General features: G+C 65.9%; 16 protein-coding genes. 4 read left to right on the top strand and 12 right to left on the bottom strand.

The window, feature by feature from the left end:
* The 7 genes from Q1U94_RS10770 to Q1U94_RS10740 all read right to left on the bottom strand — a co-directional run.
* On the bottom strand, nucleotides 1–1194 hold a 1194-nt coding region (locus Q1U94_RS10770), incomplete at its 3' end, for a CpaF family protein (protein WP_300544361.1).
* A 6-nt stretch (nucleotides 1195–1200) separates the two neighbouring features.
* The gene (locus Q1U94_RS10765; RefSeq protein WP_300544359.1) at nucleotides 1201–2682 is read right to left on the bottom strand and encodes an AAA family ATPase; all 1482 of its coding nucleotides are present in this window, start codon (nucleotides 2680–2682) and stop codon (nucleotides 1201–1203) included.
* Nucleotides 2683–2703: 21 nt separating this feature from the next.
* A complete protein-coding gene (locus Q1U94_RS10760) occupies nucleotides 2704–3381 on the bottom strand; it encodes a CpaD family pilus assembly protein (protein ID WP_300544356.1) in 678 nt (225 codons plus the stop codon).
* Nucleotides 3382–3392: 11 nt separating this feature from the next.
* Nucleotides 3393–4856 (bottom strand): type II and III secretion system protein family protein, encoded by a 1464-nt coding sequence (locus Q1U94_RS10755; protein ID WP_300544354.1) that lies wholly within the window; start codon nucleotides 4854–4856, stop codon nucleotides 3393–3395.
* Between the two features lie 11 nt (nucleotides 4857–4867).
* Nucleotides 4868–5710: a Flp pilus assembly protein CpaB gene (gene cpaB, locus Q1U94_RS10750; RefSeq protein ID WP_300544352.1), complete on the bottom strand. Its 843-nt coding sequence runs from the start codon at nucleotides 5708–5710 to the stop codon at nucleotides 4868–4870.
* A 143-nt stretch (nucleotides 5711–5853) separates the two neighbouring features.
* Nucleotides 5854–6351, bottom strand: a complete 498-nt coding sequence (locus tag Q1U94_RS10745; protein ID WP_300544350.1) for a prepilin peptidase — start codon at nucleotides 6349–6351, stop codon at nucleotides 5854–5856.
* A 130-nt stretch (nucleotides 6352–6481) separates the two neighbouring features.
* Nucleotides 6482–6640, bottom strand: coding sequence for a Flp family type IVb pilin (locus Q1U94_RS10740; protein WP_300544348.1), 159 nt, complete (start codon nucleotides 6638–6640; stop codon nucleotides 6482–6484).
* A gap of 281 nt (nucleotides 6641–6921) precedes the next feature.
* On the opposite strand from Q1U94_RS10740, the gene Q1U94_RS10735 reads away from it, so the two are divergent.
* From Q1U94_RS10735 to Q1U94_RS10725, 3 genes are all read left to right on the top strand, one after another.
* Nucleotides 6922–7392, top strand: coding sequence for a pilus assembly protein N-terminal domain-containing protein (locus tag Q1U94_RS10735; protein ID WP_300544345.1), 471 nt, complete (start codon nucleotides 6922–6924; stop codon nucleotides 7390–7392).
* A gap of 65 nt (nucleotides 7393–7457) precedes the next feature.
* Nucleotides 7458–8015: a TadE/TadG family type IV pilus assembly protein gene (locus Q1U94_RS10730; RefSeq protein ID WP_300544344.1), complete on the top strand. Its 558-nt coding sequence runs from the start codon at nucleotides 7458–7460 to the stop codon at nucleotides 8013–8015.
* Nucleotides 8008–8547 carry a TadE/TadG family type IV pilus assembly protein gene (locus Q1U94_RS10725; RefSeq protein WP_300544343.1) on the top strand — a complete coding sequence of 180 codons (540 nt, stop codon included), beginning with the start codon at nucleotides 8008–8010 and terminating at the stop codon, nucleotides 8545–8547. Before Q1U94_RS10730 ends, Q1U94_RS10725 begins: the two co-directional genes overlap by 8 nt.
* A gap of 10 nt (nucleotides 8548–8557) precedes the next feature.
* Here Q1U94_RS10725 and Q1U94_RS10720 read toward each other — a convergent pair whose 3' ends face one another.
* From Q1U94_RS10720 to Q1U94_RS10700, 5 genes are all read right to left on the bottom strand, one after another.
* Nucleotides 8558–9364 carry an aminotransferase class IV gene (locus tag Q1U94_RS10720; RefSeq protein ID WP_300544342.1) on the bottom strand — a complete coding sequence of 269 codons (807 nt, stop codon included), beginning with the start codon at nucleotides 9362–9364 and terminating at the stop codon, nucleotides 8558–8560.
* On the bottom strand, nucleotides 9361–10635 hold the full coding sequence (gene pabB / locus Q1U94_RS10715; protein WP_300544341.1) for an aminodeoxychorismate synthase component I: 1275 nt from the start codon (nucleotides 10633–10635) through the stop codon (nucleotides 9361–9363). Before pabB ends, Q1U94_RS10720 begins: the two co-directional genes overlap by 4 nt.
* Nucleotides 10636–10660: 25 nt before the next feature.
* A complete protein-coding gene (locus tag Q1U94_RS10710; RefSeq protein WP_300544340.1) occupies nucleotides 10661–11425 on the bottom strand; it encodes a tyrosine-protein phosphatase in 765 nt (254 codons plus the stop codon).
* Nucleotides 11426–11490: 65 nt separating this feature from the next.
* Nucleotides 11491–12135, bottom strand: a complete 645-nt coding sequence (locus Q1U94_RS10705) for a hypothetical protein (protein WP_300544338.1) — start codon at nucleotides 12133–12135, stop codon at nucleotides 11491–11493.
* 69 nt (nucleotides 12136–12204) lie between these two features.
* Nucleotides 12205–13668, bottom strand: a complete 1464-nt coding sequence (locus Q1U94_RS10700; protein ID WP_300544336.1) for an AMP nucleosidase — start codon at nucleotides 13666–13668, stop codon at nucleotides 12205–12207.
* Between the two features lie 166 nt (nucleotides 13669–13834).
* Between Q1U94_RS10700 and Q1U94_RS10695 the strand changes: the two genes are divergently transcribed.
* Entirely contained in the window at nucleotides 13835–16408 is a 2574-nt protein-coding gene (locus Q1U94_RS10695) for a bifunctional aspartate kinase/diaminopimelate decarboxylase (RefSeq protein ID WP_300544334.1), read from the top strand.
* The last annotated feature ends 191 nt before the right edge of the window (nucleotides 16409–16599 follow it).

Raw genomic sequence — 16599 nt, 5'->3', positions numbered from 1 at the left:
ACGCGACAGGGCTTCGCGCGGGCTGTTGGCGTGCAGCGTGCCCATCGAGCCGTCATGGCCCGTATTCATCGCCTGCAGCAGGTCGAACGCCTCGGGTCCGCGCACCTCGCCGACGATGATGCGTTCGGGACGCATGCGCAGACAGTTCTTGACCAGATCGCGCATCGTCACCTGGCCCGAGCCTTCCAGGTTCGGCGGCCGGGTTTCCAGGCGCACCACGTGCGGCTGCTGCAATTGCAGTTCCGCGGCGTCTTCGCAGGTCACCACGCGCTCGTCTTCCTCGATGAAGCCGGTCATGCAGTTCAACAGGGTCGTCTTGCCCGAGCCGGTACCGCCGGAAATCAGCACGTTACAGCGCGATGCGCCGATGATGGAGAGAACCTTGGCGCCTTCCGCCGAGATGGAGCCGAACTCCACCAGGTTCCGCATCGTCAGCTTGTCCTTCTTGAACTTGCGAATGGTCAGCGTGGGCCCGTCCAGGGCCAGCGGCGGCGCGATCACGTTGACACGCGAACCGTCCATCAGGCGCGCGTCACAGATCGGCGAGCTCTCGTCGACCCGCCGGCCGACCTGACTGACGATGCGCTGACAGATATTCATCAGCTGGGCATTGTCGCGGAAGCGGATATTGGTCCGCTCGACCCGTCCGTTCACTTCGATGAAGACATCGTCGGCGCCATTGACCATGATGTCGGCGATATCGTCCCGCGCCAGCAGCGGTTCCAGCGGGCCGAAGCCCAGCACGTCGTTACAGATGTCCTGGAGCAGGTTTTCCTGCTCGGCGATCGACATGGCGACATTCTTGATCGAGATGATCTCGGTGACGATGTCGCGGATCTCTTCCGCCGCCGTCTCGTTGTCGAGCCGGGCCAGCTGGCCCAGATCGATCGTGTCGATCAGCGCGTTGAAGATCGTGGTCTTGATTGCATAATACTCTTCCGACCGGCCGTCCGGCGCCGCCACCCGCGCCGTGCGCGCTGCGGGTTTGGGCGACTGGAAGGTGGGGCCGGATTTGGCCGCCGGCTTGGCGGCGGGTTTCGGTGCCGGTGCGTCCTTGACCGCCGGTTTGGCAATAACCGCCTCGGCCCGGCGCTCGCCGGCCTCGTCCGCACGCGCCTCGGCCTTCGGCGCCGCGGGGGGCGGCGCCGACAGTGCGGTGCGGGTTGTCGGGCCTCCGGCGCGTTTGCCGAACATGGGCTATCAGCCTCCGAACAGTTTTCCGATGAAAGACCGCGACCGCATCGGCGCAGCCACGCGGCCACTGACCAGACCGGCCAGATGGTTGAAGCCCTCGGCCGCCTTTGACTTGGCGTCGAGTTCGGTGATCATCTGCCCGTTATTGGCCGCCTTGCCGAATAATTGCGGCTCGAAGGGCAGGACAAGGGCTGGCTGGGCTCCCAGCGCCTCGGCGAAATCCTTGATCGGGATTTCCGGCCGTTTGGGCATGCCCGCCATGTTGATAACGATCTTCGGCGGCTCGTCATTCGGCCGCGCCGTCGTGACCAGGTCGAACAGGTTCTTCGCATTGCGCAGCGATGCCAGGTCCGGCGCCACGGTCACGACGACCTGGTCGGCGGACAGGAGGGTCTGCTTGACCCACGGGCTCCAGGTGTGCGGCAGATCGAGCGTGACGAAGGGCGCCTGGCGGCGCACTTTTTCGAGCACGGTCTCGTAGTCGCGCGGCGTGAATTCCCAGTCCTTGTCCAGCGTCGCGGGAGCCGAGAACAGGCTGAGCCGGTCGGTACAACGCACCAGGAGCCGGTCCAGCAGGGCATCGTCCAGACGTTCCGGATCGGATAGCGCATCGCCCAGCGTCTGCGCGGGGTCCTGGTTGAAATCCAGGCCGGCGGTGCCGAAGGACAGGTCCAGATCGACCAGCACGGCATCCGACTGGATGCCCTCGGTCAGTGCCCAGGTACAGTTGTGCGCCACGGTCGACGACCCCACCCCGCCCTTGGCGCCGATGAAGGCGACCGTCTTGCCGGCAAAGGGCTGATCGGGATCGAGGAAGAGTTCGGAAATCGTCCGGATCAGATGCAACGGCATCATCGGCGGCACCAGGTATTCGCTGACCCCGCGTTTCATCAGCTCGCGATAGAGCGCGATATCGTTGGCCGCGCCGATCACGATCACCCTGGTGTCCGGATCACAGACCCCGGCCAGTTCCTCGAGCTGGTCGAACAGGCCGCGCCCGCGCATACCGCTTTCGATAATCAGGAGATTTGGCGTCGATTCGTCGTGATAGCGCTCGATTGCCGCGGGCAGGCCGCCCAGTTCGACAGTGACATGGGCCTTGGCCAGACGGCGGTCGCCCGCCGCATTGTGGATCAGCGCGCCGGTTTCCGGGCGCTCGCAGAACGCACCCACGGAAATCCGCGGCACGGGCTGGTCGGAGAATTCCTGGTCGACTTCGCCATAGAGAGCACTGCCGGCCGCCATGGGCCCGATCTCGTCGCGAACATCCTCGAATACCGGATCGACGGGCGCAGACGGCGCGGCCTCGTCATAGTCGGCCTCGTCGAAATAGGGGTCCTCGCCCGACGTCGCGCCGAACGGCCCGTCATCGGCCTCGTCCGGCGCGGCTTCGCCCAGCATCATACGTTCGACGTCGGCGGCGTCCAGAAAGGGATCGTCGTCGTCCAGCAGGGGATCGTTTTTCAGGGCCCTGTTTGCGTCGTTCATAGCGCGCTTTCGCCCCCTTTCTTATTCATTGCTGACATTGCTGACGGCACCGCTTTCGTGCTCGCTGCGGGCGCTCGCTGTCGACTCGCCGGCCCGATACCGGTCCAGCACCGTCTGGCGCCGGCCGGTGTCCGGCGCGTCCATCGTACGTGGCGCGACGAGATCGCGCGGATCGGCCACCATGGCCGCCAGATTGGCTGCCATCGCGCAGCCGAAATTGCTGTGGTGGCGATTGTTCACTTCCACGGCGAGATTATCCCAGGTCCTCCCGCAATCGGGGGCCACGGCGACGTAGCGGCGGAAGGAAAAGACCACCTCGCCCTGCCGGTCGCCGCGGGCGTCATAGGCGCCGCCGGCGATCATGCGCCAGTCGATGCCCTGTTCGTACAGAAAGGTGCGGGCCTCGGCGATAGCGCCGATCGCCGCATCCTGATTGCCCGCACCCTGGGGATAGCTGATCACCAGCGGGCCATGGCCGCGCGCCTTGTACTCTGCCGCGATCGCCGCGAGCTGATCGAGTTGGGCCCAGGTCAGGCTGTTGTCGCGCGGATCGATGCGCATGGAGGATTGGAAGGTCTCGGCGACCGCGCGCGCCTGAGGCATGTCGAGGTCCGGCGACGGCGTCGCGGCGCAGGCCGGCAGCAGGGCCGCGGCGGCCCGGCCGGCCAGGGCTGCGAATGTCTTGCGTTTAGCGACCATCACCCACTCCACTACTCGAACAGGAAGCCAACAGGCCCGGACCAACCGCGGTCACCGGTATCGGAGCCGGGCACCGAATACGCCTGGTTGATGCGGTTGAAGAGCAGGCTGGCGGCTTCGCCGGCATTGCGGAAACCGTCGGCCGGCGTGGACAAGTTGTCGGGATTGGCCGGGTCCACCAGATAGGGCGTGACCAGCACGACCAGTTCGGTTTCCTGGTTCTCGAAATCGCGCGAACGGAACAGCGAGCCCAGCACGGGCAGGTTCTGCACGCCCGGTACGCCGTCGAGATTCTGACGCGTCTCTTCCTGGATAAGCCCGGCCAGGACCAGCGAGCCGCCCGAAGGCAATTCCACCGTGGTCTCGGCCCGGTTGACATTCAGCGCCGGGATCGTGAGGCCCGGGATCTGGCCGATGATGTTGCCATCATCGTCGGTCACCGCACTGGACTGGAAGGTCAGCGAACCCTGATTGGTCAGCTCGGACACTTCCGTGGAAATACGCAGGCTGATCCGGCCTTCCGACAACACGACCGGCGTGAAGCCGAGACCCACGCCGAAAGGCTTGTATTCGATGATGATATTGCCGTCCCGGTCGCGCCCCACCGGGACCGGGAATTCGCCGCCGGCCAGGAAGTTCGCGCTTTCGCCGGTGATGGCCGTCAGATTGGGCTCGGCCAGGGTGCGGACCAGGCCGACGCGCTCCATCGCCAGGAGCAGGGTCTGCACATTGCTGACACCGTCACCCGTATTACCGCTAAGCCAGTTCACGACCGCGCTGGTCCCGCCGAGAAAACGGCCGACACGCGAGAAGTCGGGTTCGCTGGCAACTGAAAAGCCGAATTCGCCCGAAGTGCCGCCGGCGGTCAGATTGACGCCCAGCTGGCGCACGATGGTGCGCTGCATCTCGACGATGCGCACTTTCAGCATGACCTGTTCGCGCGCCTGCACGGAGACCATGTTGAGGATGTTTTCCGGGGTTTCCACCCAGCGCTGGGCGATGCGCATCGCGGCATCGGAATCAGCCGCGCTGGGCACGGACCCCGACAGGACGATGTGATCATTCATCGCCTCGGCCGTGACGCGGGCATTCGGCAGGAAACGTTCGAGTGCGCTCTGCAGCGGCGCAAGGTCGCGCTCGACACGCAGATCCAGATCCAGGATCAGCTGGCCGTCGGCGTCGAAGAAGAAGGCATTGGTCTGGCCGATGCCCATCCCCATCAGATAGGCCCGGCGCGGCGTGCGCACGACGGCATCGACAACGGCCGGATTGGTCACCAGAACGTCGGCGACATCGACTGGCAGATGCACCACGGCAGCCTTGTTCAGCGGCAGGTCGAGCCCTTGCGAGACCGGACCGTCGCCCGGCGCACGGATATGCACCTGCATCGTATTGCCGCGCTCATTGGTCTGGGCCTGGGCCGCAGCGGGTGCAGCGGCCGCCAGGGCGGCGAGAAGGATCAGGGAGCGGATCATCGCGTCTATCCTCACTCGTCTCCAGCCAGCGCAACCTGCCGGGCGCGGCCATAGCGGATCAGGGTCACATGGCTCGAACGGCGGCCGTCGGCATCGTCCACGCCGGACTGGCTCACGACCGGTTCACCGCCGCTGACCAGCGTCGGACCGCCCTCATTGTCGGTCAGGCTGCGCAGCACGAGGTGAACCTCGCCGCGCGCCACCGCCAGGGACACGGCGCGAGCCTGGTCCAGAGTCAGTTCAAGCGTAGCGGTTTCGCCAAGCACGACCTCCTCGCCGTCGCCATCGCCGAAGGTCTGGTCGATGGCCAGAACGCGGGCGTTCTCGACAATGGTACGGGCGACAAAGGAGCGGCCGCCCCGGCGGCTCTCGCTCTCTTCCTCGAACGAGACGATCACGTCGACCCGGTCATTGGGCAGGATGAAGCCGCCGGCCCCGCGTTCCGCCGAGATCGGCACGGCAACCGCACGCATCCCCGGCGTCAGTACCGCCGCCATGAAGCCCGCATCGCCCGGCTGGACCAGACGGCGACCGGTGATCGGCTCGCCCTGGCTGATCGGCGCACGCACGACCGAGCCGGCGAAATCCTCGATTCCCTGCCCGCGCCCTTCCACGACATAGCCCGGCGCCACCGCCTCGTCGGGCCAGGCCTGCCAGTAGAAGTCGGCGGCACCCACGCGGGCGCCTGTCGCGAGATCGTTGCGTGCCGCCAGGATGCGCACGGCCGGGCGTTCCTGCGGGGCCTCGACAACCTGCGGAGTCTCATTTCCGGTCATGGCCTGCCTGACGAAAAAGGCGACCGCGATCGCGGCAATGGCGGCAGCGGCAAGAATGGCGATACGGACAGCGTTCATGGGACGCTTCGAACCTCTTGGGACGCACGAATACGTCCACAGGAGACGTGGAATTCCTCAAAGTCGCGTTAATGCTATCGGGAGAATGCCTTTGAACCCGGGATTTTCCCGGATCCGATTGCAGCGCCGTGCGTTCACGCGAGTCAGATCGCGGCGAACAGGGCCGTTTGCGGCAGGGTCCACAGGGCACCTGCGGCGATGGCCAGGCCGTAGGGAACCGGCGCGCCGCGATCGAGCGCGGTTTCTTTCAGCCAACCCGCCGGAACCCGGGCCAGCGGCGCGCCGTGCCGCAGCACAAGAAGGCCCAGCACCAGGATACCGCCGGCCACGACCGTGTGCAGCAGGAAAGGGAAGAGGGCCGGCCAGCCCATCCACAGCGCGGCTGCGGCAAAGAGCTTGGCATCGCCGCCACCGATCCAGCCCGGCGCGAACAGGGCAAAACCGACAAGCAGCGCCAGAAATCCGCCCAGCAGGTGAAAACCGGACAGCTCCAATCCGAATCCGGCCGTGAGCGCCGCCAGCGGGAAGGCCAGAGCGATCACGCCGCACAGCCAGTTGGGGATGATGAAACGCACCGCATCGGACAGCGCGGCGCCGGTCATCAGGCCGGCAAAGGCAACAAGCAGGAATTCGGTCGGCATGGGCATCCCCTCGGTTCCGCCGCCAAGACTGGCAGCAAGGACTTAAAAAGGCGTTGGCAAGCCAATGCATACGACAAGGGCCGCCCCGGTTGGAGCGGCCCTGCCGTGAATTACGCGGTTTGTGGAACGCTTAGAGCGCGCCGGCAACCGTGTTGAAGTTGTCGCTGACGCCCGTACCGAGGGCGGTCACGGCACCGATGATGACAACGGCGATCAGAGCGGCAATCAGGCCGTATTCGATCGCGGTGGCGCCGGATTCGTCTTTGAAAAAGCGAGAAACGAGTTTCATTGTTTTACTCCCGTGTAGGTACCTCACCATCAGGAGCCGATCCGTCCCGACCCCTCCTGAATGATGCCTACTAAACACGAGAACAATTTCGGTTGAGTAAAAAGACGTCCTTAACAAAGTCTATACGCACACGAACCCGCGCTATAGTTAATTTTCAAATAACGATGATCGCAAACTGAAAAACAAATAGCGGAACAAATAAATGAGCCGCCGTTTAGAAAAGATTCAGACGCGCGCGCGAGAGTGTCGGCATGTTTTCACCGACGGGACGGAGTGTTCCCATGTTCAATCGGATAGCCGCCGCGTTCACCCTGGTTCTCGCCTGCATGGCGCCGGCCGCCGCACACGATCTCGACGTGCCCGTCGAGCATGCCCAGGTGATCCGCCTGCCTGGCGAGGCTTCCGCCGTGGTCGTCGGCAATCCGTCCATCGCCGACGCGCTGGTCCATGACGGCCGCACACTGGTGGTGACCGGCCGGCTGCAGGGCCGCACCAATGTCATTGCCGTCGACCGGGTCGGCCGCGTCATCTATTCGCGCGACATTGTCGTCTCCAACCCGGTCCACGGCCAGGTCGCGCTGTTCCGCGGCCCCAACCGTTTCACTCTCTCGTGCGGAGATGTCTGCGACGACGTTCCGCGCACCGGCGACGACGTGACGCGTACCGACGCGCTCAGCGACCAGCAGCGCGACCGGCTGTCGGTCGCCGACCAGGCCATGGCGGGCGACGACAGCGCCGCAATGCCGCAATAGCGAAAGCGACAGAACCAGGGAACACACCCTGGCGCTTTGAACCAATTCGGGTGGAGGGGAACGGCATGATCCGTTTGTCCGGCAGTATCGGCAATACAGGCGAAGCGCCAGGCCGGCGCCACTTCGGCCGCGACCGGTCCGGCGCCACGGCGGTCGAGTTCGCCATGATCGGCGCGCCCTTCTTCTTCCTGCTGTTTGCGATGATCGAGATTGCCGCGGTGTTCTTCACCGGCACCGTGCTGGAAAATGCCGTCCTGGAGGCCGCCCGCCAGATCCGCACCGGACAGGCCCAGACCGACGGCATGTCGCAGGGCCAGTTCCGCCAGGAAGTCTGCGACCGCATCGCCGTGATCGGCAATTGCGACCGCCTCGCCATCGATGTCCAGGTGTTCGAGGATTTCGACGATGTCGACCAGTCCAGCCCGGTCCAGCAAGACGGTTCGATGGACGATTCCGGTTTCGGCTGGGATCCGGGCGATGCCGGCGACATCGTGCTGGTGCGCGTCTTCTACCGCTGGTCGCTGATGACGCCCAATTTCGGCGGTGCACTCTCGAACATGGAAGGCAATCAGCGCCTGATCACCGCCGCCACGGTCTTCAGAAACGAGCCCTTCGATGATTAGCGCCCTTTTCAGCCGCCTGCGCCGTTTCGGACGCGAGACACACGGCGTGTCCGCCGTGGAATTCGCGCTGATCGCGCCCTTCATGATCCTGCTCTATCTCGGCGCGGTCGAGGTCAGCCTGGCCCTGTCGATCGACCGCAAGATCACCAGTGCGTCGAGCGCACTGGCCGACCTCGTTGCCCAGGACGATGTGATCACCGACGACGAGATTGCCGACATCCTCAATGCCGGCGCCGTTATTGTCGCCCCGTTCAACGCCGAGCCGCTGCAGATACGTATTTCCAGCGTGATGATGAACAATGATGACGAGGTCGAGGTCCAGTGGAGCGATGCCGTGGGCATGGGTCCCTATGCCGAGGGCGGATCGGTGAATGTGCCCAATGGCGTCCTTCAGCCGAACCGGTCGATCATCATGGTCGAGGTGGAATACCGCTACGAGACCATGTTCAACGAGCTCGGCGTCAGCCATTTCGATATCAGCGAAGTCTTCTATCTGCGCCCGCGCCGCTCCATCGTGGTTTCGCGCGAATAGGCGGCGGAACCTAGTCCAGAATCTCCGCGATCGATCCGGGAATACCCGATCCGGTCGCCACGGCCCGGCCGTCCAGGGCCGAGACCGGCACCGCGCCCATCAGCGCATTGGTCACGAAAACGCATTCCGCACCGACCAGGGCCTCACGCCCGAATGCGCCGGTTTCCACAGGCAGCCGGTCGAGGATCGCGGCACGAACCGTCCCGGGCAGGACCGCGCATTCCATACCCGGCGTGAAGAGCGTGCCCGAGCGCATCCAGAACAGGTTTGCGCAGTCGGCGCCGGAGAGATAACCCCCGGTATCCAGCAGCAGCGCCATGCCTGCCCCCGCCTGCCGCGCCTCGCGCCGGGCTGCCAGATTGTCGGTATAGCCCAGCGTCTTGTACGCGGCGGCAGGGCTGGTCGGAGAGCGGCGTATCCGGCTGGTCGCAAGGGCGATCGAGGACGGCGGCGACGTTCGCCGCATGGCCGTGAGCAGGACCGAGGGCTGTGCCTCGGGATCGCGATCGAGACCGCGCGGGCCGATCCCGGCCGTAACCGTCAGGCGCAGCGCGGCAAGGGTCAGTCCGTTGCGCTCGCACAGTTCGGCGGCCAGATCGCCAAGCTGGTCACGCGTGACCGGACAGGTCAGACCGAAGGCCGCACAGGCATTTTCCAGACGGTCCATGTGCCGCTCGAGCCGGTCGACGGCTCCCTTGCGCCAGAACAGCGTTTCGAACACGCCATCGCCCAGAAGCGCGCCCCGGTCGGCGGCCGGCCAGAAGGCCTCGCCCGCCGCAATCCACGCCCCGTCATGCCAGACGACCGGCCCGCTCATGCCGAAGCCCCCAGCGCCCGGCGCAGGGCCGAGACCTTGGTCAGGGTCTCCTCGTATTCCGCCTGGGGATCGCTGTCGGCAACGATGCCGCCGCCCGATCGCAGGCTGGCGCGCCATCCCGTCCCCGTCCGGCGCAGGGCCGCGGTGCGGATCATGACATTGAGGTCCATCGCCCCGTCTCCATCGATCCAGCCGAGGGCCCCGCAATAGGGTCCGCGCGGTTCGGCTTCGAGTTCGGAAATGATCTCCATCGCCCTCACCTTCGGCGCACCGGTGATCGAGCCCGGCGGAAAACTGGCGGCCAGAAGGTCATAGACGTCGCGCTCCGGCGCCAATGCGCCCTCAACCACCGACACGAGATGATGCACATTGGCATAAGTTTCGACCTCGCACAGCCGGGGCACGACGACACTGCCGGGCGCGCACACGCGCGACAGGTCGTTGCGCATCAGGTCGACGATCATGAGGTTTTCCGCCCGGTCCTTGGCGCTGGCCGCCAGTTCGGCGGCGAGCGCGGCATCCTCGCACGGATCGGCCGCCCGGCGGCGCGTTCCCTTGATCGGCCGCGCCTCGACCCTGCGGTTGCGGACCCGGAGGAAGCGTTCCGGCGAATTGGTCACCACCACGCGGTCGCCGCCCAGACAGAAATAGGCGGCATGCGGGGCCGGCGAGTGTTCGCACAGGCGGCGGAAGACGGGCCAGGGCCCGTCGCCGGCCGCCAGTTCAACGTCGAACCCCTGGGACAGGTTGACCTGGAACACGTCCCCGGCATGAACATAGTTTCGCGCCTTGCGGGCCGCCGCCAGATACATCTCCGGCGTCCAGCGCGGCATCCAGCGGGCCGTACAGGACGGCACAGCCGGCGCATCGGGCATGCCCTCGCCGAGCCCGGCCGCGAAGGCCTCGGCCCCGGCCCGGTCCGGTGCATGCACGACCAGCCGGCCCGCAGCCCGGTCGAACTCGGCCCAGCACGCATAGCGGCCCATGGCCAGGGGCGGCCAGCGGGTATCCAGATGCGGCAGGCGTTCGAAGGCGGCCGCCAGATCGTATCCCAGAAGACCGGCATGCATGCCGCCGCGTGTCCGCGCAGACACGGCCAGCGCTTCGAACGCATCCCGCCCCTCGCCCTGGAACACGGCATCGGGCGCGGCGAAGATCCGGGCCCGCTCATTGCGCCCGTCATGCAGCAGCAGCGCATGCGGCTCACCGGCCAGCGGGGCAAAGGCGGCGAGCGGGTCGCGCCAGGGCAGGCTGAGTGCGTAGCCGTTCATGACCGGCCAATTGCCTTTCGGACCGTCAGGACGTCAGCCAACGCGCGCGAAGCGCGGCCCGCTCGTCTTCGCCGATACCCAGATGTTCCCGGACATAGTGCTGTACACCGCCGATCGTCTCGAAGGCCTGGTGCAGATAATCGCCGTCGACGCCGAGAAAGACCTGCATCATTTCGGCCGGCATGGCCTGGCCGTACTGCTCACGCGACCGTTCCTGGATGCGCGGAATGATGCTGTCGAAATCGACGGCGGAATTTGTCAGGAGATAATCCTCCACGACCGTGTCGCGATCGACACCCAGCTCGTCGAGAATGAGGGCGCAGAAAATGCCTGTCCGGTCCTTGCCCGCGGCGCAATGCACCAGAAAACCGCTGTCGGCCTCGCCGGAGGCGAGCGCCCTGTAGCCCTCGCGATAGACCTGTTTGTTGCCCTCTTCCATGGGAATGCGGCGATAGGCCGAAAGCATGTAGTCGCGCACCGCCTCGGCGGTATGGATCCCCTTGCGCAGGAAGGCCAGGTGCGGCGGCTCGCCGGTATCGCCCAGATCGGACGCGATGACCCGCACATTCTCCGGCCAGACCGACGGTTCGGCCTCGCGTTCGGGCGGCTTGCGCAAATCGGCCACGACCCGGATACCGAGCTCACGCATGAGATCGCGGTCCTTGTCGCTGGCACGGCTGAGATGGCCGGAGCGGTAGAGCCCGGCACGCACCGTCCGGCCATCGGCCGCGTCATAGCCGTGGAAGTGGCGGAAATTGTGAACGCCGTCGAGCGGTGTGATGCGAGTCATGCCCCGGACGTACGCAATCGGCCGCGCCGCGGCAAGAGGCGATCATGACGGTCCGGGCGGCCGCGCTATTGCGATGCCTCCTCCCGGCCCAGCCCGCTGGCCCGCAAGGCCTCCAGTACACGCCGGTACTGGTCGATCAGGAAGCGTTCCTGGGAGGCCAGTTCGGTGAAACCGATCTGCGTAAAGCGCAGGCTGGCCTCGACATCCTGTTCGCGCATGACCTGCGGGCCGGCAAACAGGAGTTCGACGATCTGCCGCCAGGTCGCCTCGACGCCGCTGGCCTGCATGCCGTAGGTGCGGGCGGTTGCCGCGACGAGATCGTAGGGCAGCACATCCAGCCGTCCGTGCTCCTGGGCGTGCGCCCAGGCGAAATCGGACAGGCCCGGCGCATTCACACCGCGCGGCAGAAGTTCGGGATATTCGTCAAAGGGGATGCCGCGCACCGGTTCGCCCGCCGCCTCGATCTCGGCCAGGCGTTCGTCGATCCGTTCGACCACGGCTTCATGGTAGTCCACCACGGCTTCCAGCTGGGCGATATTGGTCTCGATCTCGGCGACGACCCGGTTCATGGCGGCCTCGGCGGCGCGCCGGTCGGACACGTCCTCGCGCCATTCGTTGACGACGAAACCCAGCACCACCGCGAACACGATCAGCGCGCCCTCGATGACGGCGCGGGCGAGCCAGGATTTCAGGGAAGAGTTTGTTGCCATTGTCCGATCCGCGTTCTTGAAGCGCCAGAATAGGCAGAAAACGCGGACCGTGACACCCGGAAGCCCCGCCTATCTGAACGGCGGCTCGTCGAAACTTCTCAGTTTGCGCGAATGCAGGGCTGTGGCCTCGTCGCGCTTGAGGATTTCGATGGTCTCGATCCCCGCGGCCAGGTGTTCGGACACCGAGCGCTGATAGAAGAGATTGGCGGCGCCGGGCAGTTTCAGCTCGCCATGCAGGGGCTTGTCCGAAACGCACAGCAGCGTGCCGTAGGGCACCCGCAGGCGCAGGCCGTTGGCGGCAATGGTCGCCGATTCCATGTCCACCGCGATGGCGCGCGACTGGTTGATACGGCGCGCCTGGGCCGCATAGCGCAGTTCCCAGTTCCGGTCCGCATAGGTCGCCACCGTGCCGGTGCGCAGGCGCGCCTTGAGGGCTTCGCCGGTATCGCCGGACACCGAGGCAACGGCATTTTCCAGGGCGATCTGGATTTCCGCGATCGGCGGGACCGGCACTTCCAGCGGCAGATCCTCGTCCAGCACCGCGTCATAGCGCAGATAGGCGTGTGCCAGAACATAATCGCCCAGCCGCTGGGAATGCCTGAGGCCGCCGCAATGGCCGATCATCAGCCAGCATTGCGGACGCAGCACGGCGAGATGGTCTGTGATCGTCTTTGCGTTCGACGGGCCCACGCCGATATTCACCAGGGTGTTGCCCCGCCCGCCCGGTGCGATGAGGTGATAGGCCGGCATCTGGAAGCGCCGCCAGGGCGCCCCCTCGACAACCGCGTGAGCATTCGGCGTCGACGCATCGACACGGACATGGCCCGCCGCCGAAAAGGCCTCGTAGTGATTGTCTTCCTTCAGCTGGCGGATCGCCCAGGCCGTGAAGGCGTCGACATAGCGGTGATAATTGGTGAAGAGGATAAACTGCTGGGTGTCTTCATAGGGCGTGCCGGTGTAGTGGCGCAGCCGCTGCAGCGAATAATCCACCCGCGGCGCCTCGAACAGCGACAGGGGTTTCACCTCGCCCGGCACCGACGGTTTCAGACCGTTGGGCAGTTCGTCATCGATGCGGCTGAGATCCGCATAGGGGAAGTGGCGGACGAGTTCGGCCGGGCTGGCCGCATTCATGTCCAGATCGTCCGCCCCGTCGAGCACGTAGGAGAAGGGGATCTCGGTCTGGGACGGCCCGGTCTCGATGGTGATCTCGTACTGGTCGGCCAGCAGGGTCAGCTGTTCGATCAGATAGGCCCTGTAGAGGTGCGGATGCGTGATCGTGGACGCATAGACGCCGGTATCGGTGAATTTCCCGAAGGCGCGACTCACCGGCGGCGGCGGGCCGTCGGGCAGATAGGTCACGCGCAATTCGGGATAGACGAAGGCCCCGGATTTCCGATCTTTTTCCGACGGCGGCTTGCCCCCGGCGAGGAAGGATTTCAGGGCTGTCTGGAGACGTTCGACGGAAGCCTGATAGAGCGCATCGAGCTGCTCCACCGCTTCTTCGGGGCTGTTCGCAACCGTAAAGACTGTCATCGCCGGTCTCATGCCCCATTTCGCGGCCGGATAAAAGCCGAAACTCCGCATGACAGGCCTGCACTGCGGAAATCGGTCCAAAAACGCAAGATGGCATTGGCCTGAAGGCATCGAGCCTGTAAGCACGCCCGTTGCCCGCCACAAGGCTGAAGACGTGGAGTTGGACATGGAACATGCGCAGAATTGGGTCGTCCTGAAATTCGGCGGCACCAGCGTCAAATCGCTGGCCGACTGGCGCGTGATCTCCAAACGCATTGCGGAAGTGAAAGCCGAGGGCAAACGGGCCTTTGTCGTGCATTCCGCCGTGGCAAAGATTTCCGACCTCCTGGATACGCTCGTCACCCGGGCCGTCGCCGGTGACGGCGAGGCCGAGCTGGCGGCGATCAAGGACCGGCATCTCGAACTGGCCGGGGAACTGGGTGTCGACGGCGACACGCTGCTCGCACCCTATTTCGACGAACTCACCCGCCTGCGCGCCGGCCTGGCGCTGACGGGCGACGCCTCACCGCGCCTGAAGGCGCGGATCATGGCCCAGGGCGAGCTGATGGCCACGACGCTGGGTCAGGCCTGGTTGGCGAAGGATGGTGTGATGTCGGCCTGGCTGGATGCGCGCGAGCACCTGACAGCCCTGCCCGCTCCCGGCGCGCGCGGCTATCTTGCCTGCGATTGCCGCCACGACCGCGACGACGCGCTCCTGGCGGCGCTGCAGGACGGTCCGGACGTCATCGTCACCCAGGGCTTCATCGCCCGCCGCGAGGATGGCGACACCGCCCTTCTGGGCCGTGGCGGATCGGATACATCGGCGAGCTATTTTGCCGCCAAGCTGGGCGCCGCGCGGATCGAGATCTGGACCGATGTGCCCGGCTTCTTCTCCGCCGACCCGCGCCTGACGGGCGCCGCGCGCCAGATCCGCTCCCTCGCCTATGAAGAGGCCCAGGAACTCGCCTCGATGGGGGCCGGCGTCCTGCATCCGCGCGCGATCGCGCCCGTGCGGCGTTTCGGCATCGAAATGAAGGTGTTGTGCACCCACCGGCCGGACATGGCGGGCACGACGATCTCCACCACACCGTCCGAGGACACGCCGCGGCTGAAAGCGGTCTCGGTGAAGCACGGCGTGCGCCTGATCACGCTGGAAACCGGTGGCATGTGGCGCGCCTCCGGCTTTCTGGCGGAAGCCTTCGAACCCTTCGCACGCCATGGCGTCTCGATCGATCTGGTGTCCACATCGGAAACCTCGGTCACCGTTTCGCTGGACGACGATCCGGGCCTGACGCCGGATGTGATCGGCGCCCTGGAAGACGATCTGGCACGCATCGCCACAGTCACGCTGATCGAGGATTGTGCCGCCGTTTCCATGGTGGGGCGCGGCGTGCGCGCCCTCCTGGCCCAGCTGGGCCCTGCGATGGAGGCCTTTGCGCACTATCCCGTGCGCCTGGTCTCGCAGGCCGCCAATGATCTCAATCTCACCGTCGTGGTCGATGGCGACCAGGGCAAGCCGCTGTGCCGGCGCCTGCATGACGGGCTGATCCAGCCCAGGCCGCGGGACAAGACCTTCGGCCCGTCCTGGCGCGAGATCGGCGAAAATCTCACCGAGGCAGCGCCGGCCGGAACCGGCAGCTGGTGGCGCGACAAGCGCCAGGCGCTGCTGGACCTCTGCCCCGCCGACGGTGCGCTCTATGTCTACGATCTCGACACGGTACGCACGCGGGCCGAAGCCGTGGCCGGCCTGAAACATCTCGATCGCGGCTGGTATGCGATGAAGGCCAATGGTCATCCCGACATGATCCGCACCGCGGTCCGGGCCGGGCTGGGTGTGGAATGCGTCTCCATCTTCGAGGTGCGCGCTGCGATGAAGGCGGTGCCGGATCTCGATCCCGGCCGCATCCTGTTCACGCCGAATTTTGCGCCGAAGACAGAATATGCCGAAGCGCTGGAACTGGGCATCCACGTCACGCTCGACGGGCTGCACCCGCTGCGCGCCTGGCCGGACCTCTTCTCCGGCCGCAAGATCACGCTGCGCATCAATCCCCAGCGCCCCGAAGGCCATCACAAGCATGTCCGCACCGCCGGTCCGGAGGCCAAGTTCGGTCTGCATGCCGACGAGCTGGAGGAGGCGAAGGCGCTGGCCGCCGGGGCCGGAGCTGTCATCAACGGGCTGCACGTGCATTCCGGTTCGGGCATTTCCGATCCCGATCACTGGCGCCGGGTCGGCACATTCCTGGCCGAGACGGCCCGGTCGATGCCGGACGTGGAGATCCTCGATCTCGGCGGCGGACTCTCGGTCGACGAGGCGTCGGGCGTGCGCCGCATCGACATGGACGCCCTGGACGCGGTGCTTGGCGAACTCAAGACCGCCCATCCGCAATACAAACTCTGGATCGAGCCCGGCCGCTATATTTCCGCCGAGGCCGGCGTGCTGCTGGCGCGGGTGACCCAGCTCAAGCAGACGCCGGACGCCCGCTTCGTCGGCCTGAATACCGGTATGAACTCGCTCATCCGTCCGGCGCTCTACGGTGCCCGCCACGACATCGTGAACCTCACGAGGCTCGACGACGAGGCGTCATACATCGCCGACATCGTCGGCCCGATCTGCGAGACCGCCGACCGCCTGGGCGCCCAGCGCCTGATGCCGGAAACGCAGGAGGGCGATGTGATCCTGATCGCCAATGGCGGCGCCTATGGCCGGGTCATGGCGAGCTCGTACAACATGCGCGAACCGGCGGGGGAGGCGGTGGTCTAGGGGCACGCACGCCGGTCTGGCGGCACAACATCCCCCCTCTCCCCGGGGAGAGGGATCGAGGGAGAGGGGGAAGACACCGGCCGTGTCCTGCCGGGCGAGACCGGGTTTCCCCCTCATCCGCCCGTCGGGCACCTTCTCCCCCGGGGAGAAGGAGTTTGGACTGCGCCCCTTCACCTTGCTAGCGTGAGCCG

Source organism: Maricaulis sp. (assembly GCF_030149515.1).
Lineage (GTDB): Bacteria > Pseudomonadota > Alphaproteobacteria > Caulobacterales > Maricaulaceae > Maricaulis.
The sequence above is the reverse complement of the archived record's forward strand: the minus strand, read 5'-3'. Positions and strand labels throughout refer to the sequence as shown.

Bases quoted from the DNA above. Each gene is read 5' to 3' on its own strand.
- Q1U94_RS10765 (WP_300544359.1), bottom strand. From the start codon at position 2,682: ATGAACGACGCAAACAGGGCCCTGAAAAACGATCCCCTGCTGGACGAC.
- Q1U94_RS10760 (WP_300544356.1), bottom strand. From the start codon at position 3,381: ATGGTCGCTAAACGCAAGACATTCGCAGCCCTGGCCGGCCGGGCCGCC.
- Q1U94_RS10755 (WP_300544354.1), bottom strand. From the start codon at position 4,856: ATGATCCGCTCCCTGATCCTTCTCGCCGCCCTGGCGGCCGCTGCACCC.
- cpaB (WP_300544352.1), bottom strand. From the start codon at position 5,710: ATGAACGCTGTCCGTATCGCCATTCTTGCCGCTGCCGCCATTGCCGCG.
- Q1U94_RS10745 (WP_300544350.1), bottom strand. From the start codon at position 6,351: ATGCCGACCGAATTCCTGCTTGTTGCCTTTGCCGGCCTGATGACCGGC.
- Q1U94_RS10740 (WP_300544348.1), bottom strand. From the start codon at position 6,640: ATGAAACTCGTTTCTCGCTTTTTCAAAGACGAATCCGGCGCCACCGCG.
- Q1U94_RS10735 (WP_300544345.1), top strand. From the start codon at position 6,922: ATGTTCAATCGGATAGCCGCCGCGTTCACCCTGGTTCTCGCCTGCATG.
- Q1U94_RS10730 (WP_300544344.1), top strand. From the start codon at position 7,458: ATGATCCGTTTGTCCGGCAGTATCGGCAATACAGGCGAAGCGCCAGGC.
- Q1U94_RS10725 (WP_300544343.1), top strand. From the start codon at position 8,008: ATGATTAGCGCCCTTTTCAGCCGCCTGCGCCGTTTCGGACGCGAGACA.
- Q1U94_RS10720 (WP_300544342.1), bottom strand. From the start codon at position 9,364: ATGAGCGGGCCGGTCGTCTGGCATGACGGGGCGTGGATTGCGGCGGGC.
- pabB (WP_300544341.1), bottom strand. From the start codon at position 10,635: ATGAACGGCTACGCACTCAGCCTGCCCTGGCGCGACCCGCTCGCCGCC.
- Q1U94_RS10710 (WP_300544340.1), bottom strand. From the start codon at position 11,425: ATGACTCGCATCACACCGCTCGACGGCGTTCACAATTTCCGCCACTTC.
- Q1U94_RS10705 (WP_300544338.1), bottom strand. From the start codon at position 12,135: ATGGCAACAAACTCTTCCCTGAAATCCTGGCTCGCCCGCGCCGTCATC.
- Q1U94_RS10700 (WP_300544336.1), bottom strand. From the start codon at position 13,668: ATGACAGTCTTTACGGTTGCGAACAGCCCCGAAGAAGCGGTGGAGCAG.
- Q1U94_RS10695 (WP_300544334.1), top strand. From the start codon at position 13,835: ATGGAACATGCGCAGAATTGGGTCGTCCTGAAATTCGGCGGCACCAGC.